General features: G+C 46.7%; 7 protein-coding genes. 5 read left to right on the plus strand and 2 right to left on the minus strand.

Translation table 11 applies throughout. The annotated features are described in order from the left end of the window. Nucleotides 1-295: 295 nt before the first annotated feature. Together QZV31_RS12615 and QZV31_RS12620 are read left to right on the plus strand one after the other, a co-directional pair. On the plus strand, nt 296-538 hold the full coding sequence (locus QZV31_RS12615; protein ID WP_295361280.1) for a hypothetical protein: 243 nt from the start codon (nt 296-298) through the stop codon (nt 536-538). Between the two features lie 53 nt (nt 539-591). Continuing rightward, nucleotides 592-1002, plus strand: a complete 411-nt coding sequence (locus tag QZV31_RS12620; RefSeq protein ID WP_295361283.1) for a TIGR04076 family protein — start codon at nt 592-594, stop codon at nt 1000-1002. A gap of 446 nt (nt 1003-1448) precedes the next feature. On the opposite strand, the gene QZV31_RS12625 is transcribed toward QZV31_RS12620, so the two are convergent. Continuing rightward, entirely contained in the window at nt 1449-2918 is a 1470-nt protein-coding gene (locus QZV31_RS12625) for a hypothetical protein (RefSeq protein WP_295361285.1), read from the minus strand. 40 nt (nt 2919-2958) lie between these two features. Beyond that, entirely contained in the window at nt 2959-3771 is an 813-nt protein-coding gene (locus tag QZV31_RS12630) for a carbon-nitrogen hydrolase family protein (protein WP_295361287.1), read from the minus strand. A gap of 307 nt (nt 3772-4078) precedes the next feature. Here QZV31_RS12630 and QZV31_RS12635 point away from each other — a divergent pair, with 307 nt between their 5' ends. The 3 genes from QZV31_RS12635 (at nt 4079) to QZV31_RS12645 (ending at nt 6950) form a co-directional block, all read left to right on the plus strand. Beyond that, nucleotides 4079-5746: a histidine kinase gene (locus tag QZV31_RS12635; protein ID WP_295361290.1), complete on the plus strand. Its 1668-nt coding sequence runs from the start codon at nt 4079-4081 to the stop codon at nt 5744-5746. Beyond that, nucleotides 5743-6474 (plus strand): LytTR family DNA-binding domain-containing protein, encoded by a 732-nt coding sequence (locus QZV31_RS12640; protein WP_295361293.1) that lies wholly within the window; start codon nt 5743-5745, stop codon nt 6472-6474. The genes QZV31_RS12635 and QZV31_RS12640 overlap by 4 nt, the downstream gene beginning before the upstream one ends. A gap of 206 nt (nt 6475-6680) precedes the next feature. Next, entirely contained in the window at nt 6681-6950 is a 270-nt protein-coding gene (locus tag QZV31_RS12645) for a DUF2624 family protein (RefSeq protein ID WP_295361296.1), read from the plus strand. The last annotated feature ends 168 nt before the right edge of the window (nt 6951-7118 follow it).

Consider the following 7118-nt stretch of genomic DNA (forward strand, 5'->3'; position numbering starts at 1 on the left):
ATGGCCTGCAATAGCAGGTCTGGTTAAGGTCGCCTTTATTTAATTTTCAATAGTTTCAATTTTTCTTAAAAAAACTCTTGACAAACATTAGCAAGATTTATTACAGTAACCTATTCGACAGTCGTGGAGCTTCAACATCCACGGCTGTTGTTTTAAGTATAGAAAATTCCAGTTTTGCTAACTAAAGCTTTTGGTGATATAATAACCAAAGCGTTTCCTTACGTGTCAGTTTTGGGAATGCTGTAATGTATATTTTTATGAAAGGCATTAAATTTATCTTAAGGAGGCCCTGAAAATGCCAATCAACAAAAACGAAATTACAAAAGAAATGATTGAAAAAGCGATGCAGTGCAAGACCGTCGACGAGCTGATTGCGTTGGCGAAGACCGAAGGCTGCGAGATTACAAATGAAGAGGCTGAGGCGTACATGGCGGAGCTGGCAGACATTGAACTGGACGGTGTAAAGCTGAAAAATGTGGCCGGCGGAGGGAAGGTTTGCTATGCGGATGGCTGCGCATTGCGGATGCCCGGAAACTGATTCATTCTCTGACCGTGCTATTACAAATCTTGATGTAGCGGAGGAATCAGAAAATGAAGCATGAGTGTAGAATAACAGTGTTAGAAACAAAATGTTTCACTGAGTATCAGGAAAAATATCTTGCGGATCCAAAATCAGGTCCATGTCCCTTTTTTAAGAAAGGCGATACTTTTTTGCTAAGAAGAACACCGCAGCAGGATGATTTCTACCATTTGATGAACGGCAAGTTTTGTGGCGAAGCGTGGGATGCGATAAGCCGGTATGTATATGCCGCGCTGCAAGGTGGGTCTATCATGAAGGGATGGACAAACGATGACCGCATGATGATCGCCTGTTGCAATGATGGAACACGTCCTGTGATTTTCAAAATAGAAAGAATTGATATTCCTGAAAATGATGAGGAAAAGGCCTGGCTGGCAAAGCAAAACTTTAAGAATAGGGCAGAAGACGCTTATACTGGATGACACAAATCGGTGTTTGCAGGATAAGGATTATGAGCAATATTATCGGTTTTAGTAACCTATTCAACAGCCGTGGAATTAAATTTGTTTCCACGGCTGTTTTTATATAATAAATTAAAGATATGCGTATTGATATAAATCTTGCTGGCAGGTCAATAACAGGTCAGCTTGAACGAAGTAAAAGCCAGCGTCATTTAGGCGCTGGCCTCTACTATGAAATTGTAGGCTGTACATCCCGTTAAAGAGATGAAAACAAAATAGGCATTACTGAGGAGGATGCTCAGCATTTTTGCATTACAGCCCGCTGCTCAGGAATTAATTGTATTTACGATTTTTGTATTTAATACCACTTTTTCAAAAGAACATAGGAAATTACAATGGTAAATATGCTGACGCCCAGCCAGACCGTTAGCATCGGATTATGCCACAACATAGCAGATCAACCTCCTTTATTTCTGGGTCTGTGCTTCCGGCAGATCGCTCTTCCAGAGGTTGCCCAGCACAAACATCACTACGAAGCTGACTAATACGCCCCAGGCGCCGGCAGCCATGACGCTGCGTTCAATGTGGGCGATGAGGTACAGGTAGAAGTAAACGCCTTCGCCGACGATGGCACCGATGATGGCGGCTTTGGAGTTGGCGATCTTTGGCAGGAACAGGGCGAAAATCAGGGGAGCCAGGGTTGCCGCGGATACGCCGGAGATACCGATCCAGACCATAACGCCCATGAACGGAGGCGGATTGAAGACCAGATACAGTGAAATCGCGCCGATAATGGCCGGCAGGATTTTTGTCAGGCCGTAGGCGAAACGTTCCGCTTTTTCTTCTTCCATGTTAATGATCCCGTGTTTTACCAAAGTCTTCAGGAACAGGTCGTTGCTGATGCAAGTGGTGATAACCAGAATCAGGCCACAGGCGGTGGACATCAGCGCCGCTACGATGGCGACTGACAGGATGGTACTGATAATAGGATGGAACAGTTTTACGTATTCGATAACCGCGTTGTCCGCAACCTTAAGGGACGGATTAATAGCCCGCATGTACAGGCCGCCGAACATAACCAGCAGGCAGCAGAAGGAAGCGAAGATCCAGGTCCAGATCATCTTGGACATGTCTTTCGGGTTCTTTAACGCCATGATCTTGTTCAGTAACTGGGGCTGACCCGCAAACGCGAATTCGATGAACATTACGCCGAAGATGGTGGCGTAACTGTACATGTGCAGCGCGCCGGGGTTCGTTACGGTAACGAAGTAAGGATTCTGGGCCGCAAGGATGTCGGACACCTCCGTCAGGCCGCCCTTGAAGAGCATCAGGCCGGAGACGAATACGAACACGCCTGCGAAAATCATCAGGCACATCTGCCCGATACTGGTGTAAACGTCGGCGAAGAGGCCGCCTACGGTTACGTATAATACGGTGATGATGGTGACGCCGATGATGGCCGTGGTGTAATCCAGGCCGTCAATCATTCCCGAAAGCAGCGAGCCGCCTGCGGAGAACTGGCCGGCGATGTAGAATATCTGGATAATGAAAACGATGGAGCACAGACCGCGCAGCACGTCGCTGTTGTAACGTTTCGCCAGCCAGTCCGCCATAGAGATGGACTTCAGTTCCACGTTACTGTTCCGGACGCCCTTGGCAAGCAAGATGAAGCCAAGGGTTGAAGCGCAGAAGATGGCAAGGAAGATCCACATGCCGGTGGAGCCCCAGGCATAACAGAAACCTACATAACCCATAAATGTCGCGGCGGAGAAGAACGAGGCCGCGAAGGCAAGTCCCAGAGGAATCGGGCCCATGGATTCACCGGCTACTGCGAAGTCGCTTAAGCCTTTGATTTTTTTGGCGCCCAGAAAGCCAACGTATATTACAAAGCACACATAGAGTGCCAGACCGCATATCATCCATGTATTTAATGACATGGTGTTTCCTCCTTTACTGAGTATTTTTTATTGCCTTATATCAGATCTTTTCCCACTCGGATTTTACCAGCGCTTTGTTCAGGTCGCGCAGGTACGGAACGGTGCGCCTTGCCTCGGTGCATTTATCGATGTCGATTTCCGCCACGAGGACAGCGTCTTCATCCCGGCCGGCTTCACAGAGAACGTCTCCGTTGGGCGCTACGATGCGGGAATGTCCGCCCAGGAATACGGTGTTGTCATCCACACCGGCCCGGTTCACGGCGATTACATAGATGCCGTTTTCCAGCGCACGGGCTTTGGACTGGATATCCCATACATAGTAACGGGCGCGGCCGAAGGCTGCCGGATAGATGATCACGTTGGCGCCTTTCAACACCATCAGGCGGGAAATGTCGGGGAAACCGATTTCATAGCAGATCTGCATGCCGATATGCAGGTCGCCGTAGTTGATGGGGGCGGGAACTTTGCTGCCGTTCTGGAAACGGAGCTCTTCATTGTCCCAGAGATGGACTTTGTCGTAGGTGCCCATTACGCCGTTTTCGTTAACGGTGAGGGCGGTGTCGGTGATGATGCCCTTGTTGGGGGTGGTTGCCAGAATGCATCCGGAAACCAGGATCTGGTACTTTTTGGCCTGTTCGATCATCCACTGGGTTGTACGGCCATCCGGAATATCTTCCGCCAGTTCCACGTCCTGTTTCGGTATCCAGTAAGCCGTATTAAACAACTCAGGGAAGATGACCCATTTCGCTCCCTTCTCAACTGCTTCCTTTAATAATGCTTCGGCTTTGGCAAGATTCGCGTCCACATTAGCGAGTTCGCAGTTCATCTGGATTGCAGCTACTTTGATTTTCATACTATCGCCTCCTGTTGCTTAAAATAGTTTGCACGAACACCCTCTTGCAAGGTTCAATAAAACACATATGTGTGTTTTTGACAATTTTATATTAACATTTTTTTGATTTATTTTTTCATTTTGGGCCTTTTGTTGACAAATAAACAGGTTTTTGTGCGGTATACGGAATTAAAATACTTGCGCAAAAAACTTCCAGACGATATGATAGTTTTGAAAAAACAATGTCCTTTACCGATGATTGCTGATGTTTCAGCAATCCGGAAAGAGCATTCGATTTTCCGGTTAAAAAAATTGTAATGGTGGTATTATGGCCTGGTATAGTATACTTACAAATCTGTGTGCCCGGATCTTCGTGGTCCTGATCCTGTTTTCGGTTTTGTGCCGCACGGGGATTATCAGGGAAACCATTAACACGCTGCACGAGAAGGTCCGGAGCAAGGTAAAACTTGTGCTGTTCTTTTCCTTCTTCGGCGGGCTGGATTTATTTTGCGGCACGTTGCTGCCAACTGTTGTGATAAACAACCACAGCACCTATGTGATTTCCGCCGGGCTGATCGGCGGGCCGGCTGCCGGCGTGGCAACGGCCTGTATCATTTCCCTGGTTTCCGTCGCGCTGATTAAGCCCGCCTTTGTGATGCCCGTTGTCCTCACGGTGGGGGAAGGTTTTATTGCAGGCATGTTATCCAAATGGCTGCAAAAGCAGAATTATAATTTTGTGCACGCCGCCGCGATCGCTTATGCCTTAACGTCAATTAACCTTGCGTTTATGACTGTGCTCCCGCCGGATCTTCTGCCGTCCCCCTTCACGCTGGAAGATGCTATTTTCCCCCTTCTTTTTTGCGTAACGGCGGGCACGGGTTCCTTTATCGGTCTTCTGGAAGATTATTACAACCAGCAGGAAAAATTTGAAGGCATCAGCGCGAAAATCGCGTTAAAAATCACGAACAGCACCCTTTCCTTTTTGCAGAACGGCCTGGATAAAAAAAGCGCTTCCGAGACCGTCGATATTATTATCAAGGATTCGGAAACCTTCGACTTTGTGGCCATTACTTCCATGGATGAAATTCTGGGTTTCACGTCGTACCGTACAGAAGCGCCCTTTGTCACGTTTTTGAAAAACGATTTCGCAAAACTTTTTAAAAGCGATTTCTCCATCCCCACCGAAAAGCTGGATGTAATCCGGGCCTGCCTGACGGTGCCGCTCTACGACGATAAGAGAAAGTTCGGCTACCTTTGCGCCGGCCATATTATGGATAACCGGGTCTCGCCGATGGAAGAAACGCTGATCAACGGTATCGGGACCATGATCTCGACACAGCTGGCGTTCCATAACATCAAAGAAAAAGCGGACCTGCTGCAGCAGGCGGAAATCAAAGCGCTCCAGTCCCAGATCAATCCGCATTTCCTGTTTAACGCGCTGAGCACGATCAGTTATTACTGCACGCAGCAGCCCCAGACCGCGAAAACGCTGATCAACGATCTGGCCAATTATTACCGCAAAAACCTGGCAGACGCGGATACCATGATCACCATCCGGGAAGAACTCCAGCACATCGGCGCCTATATTCATCTGGAACAGGCGCGTTTCAGGGAACGCCTCCAGGTGGATTATGAACTGAATACAGAAAACTCGTTCATGCTGCCGGCGCTGATTCTGCAGCCCCTTGTGGAGAATGCCATCAAACACGGTCTCTATCCGAAAATTTCCGGGGGAAAGATTACCATTCGGATTGACGAGAAGCCTTCCTATTTTCGTATCACTGTGATTGACGACGGTATGGGGATTGCCAGGGAAAAACTGGCCACCATACTGGATGATTCCGTTCCCAAGAAATCCATCGGCCTGTCGAACGTAAATAAACGGCTGAACACATTATACGGCAGTAAAAACAGGCTGCGCATAAGCAGCCGGATAAATAAAGGAACCTTAGTTTCCATGAGAATCCCAATCCAGGAGGTGATCAGTACGCAATGATCAGAATAATAGTTGTAGATGATGAATTCCCGACCAGGCAGGAACTGGCGTCTCTCCTTCTGAATATCAAGGACGTGGAGATTGTCGCGGAATGCTCTCTGGGGCAGGAAGCGCTGGATTTCCTCCAGAAGGATACGGCGGACCTGATTTATCTGGACATTGAGATGCCCCAGATCAACGGGATTGAGACAGCAAAAATCATTAAATCTACTATCAAGAATCCGCCTGAAATAATTTTTTCCACTGGCTTTGACCAGTTTGCGGTCACCGCGTTTGAACTGCATGCCCTGGATTACATCCTTAAGCCTTATACCCAGGAACGGATTCTTGCGTCCATCATGCGCTTCCGCAATCTTCAGAAACAGCTTTCAGAGAAACAAGCCTCATCGGGTGATTTAAAGTTTCCAATCTGGCATAATGACAAAATGATTCTGCTGAACGCGGAATCGGAAATCAGTCTGATTAAATCCGAACAGCAGCGCATTCTGGTTTTTTCAGACAAGGGAATTTTCGAAATCAACACGCCGTTAAAAGAACTGGAGCAAAAACTGAAGGGACACGGATTCCTCCGTACCCATAAATGTTATATCGTGAATATCAACAAAGTCAGGGAAGTGATTCCGTGGTTTAATGATACGTTTGTGCTGATGCTGGAAAACTGTTCCCAGAAAGATATTCCTGTTTCCCGGCATTACATACAGGAGTTTAAAAAATATGTAAACCTGTAATCTGCGTCTGTTCAACGGGGTTGTGACAAAACAGGCCCAATGGGCCTGTTTTGTCACAGCCCCGTTGTTTTACAATAATTATAGAAAATCATTATGATTAATATAAGAGTTTCAGATTTAAACACAGATTTAATGATGAATTGTGGTATTATTATAAAAGAGAACCGTCTCGGATTTTTAATTTGTGTTACGAGGGGGAATTTATCATGTCAATTAACAAAAACGAAATCACAAAAGAAATGATTAAAAAAGCGATGGAGTGCAAGACTGCTGAAGAATTAATGGCTCTGGCCAAAGCGGAAGGCGTGGAGATCACGAAAGAAGAAGCAAAAGCATATCTGGAGGAACTGGCCGACTATGAACTGGATGAAGATCAGATTGAGAGAATAGCCGGTGGCCATCATAAAAATAGAGATGGTATGTGTGAAGCCGCTCTTAGAGGACTTAAAGATATATCGTGGGGTCGATTAAATTGAATTTGCAAAGTAAAACTTGAAAATAAGAATCCCAATTTTGCACAGTAAATGATTCAACAGCCGTGGATCTTTGAACCGCTCCCCGTCAAGAGGACAATGAAATAAAATAAAGTTTTGAGACGCTGACGATTTCGTGTTGTCAGCGTTTTTCTTATGCAGCAAGATATA

Origin of the sequence: uncultured Succiniclasticum sp., from assembly GCF_902793885.1 — a bacterium.
Lineage (GTDB): Bacteria > Bacillota > Negativicutes > Acidaminococcales > Acidaminococcaceae > Succiniclasticum.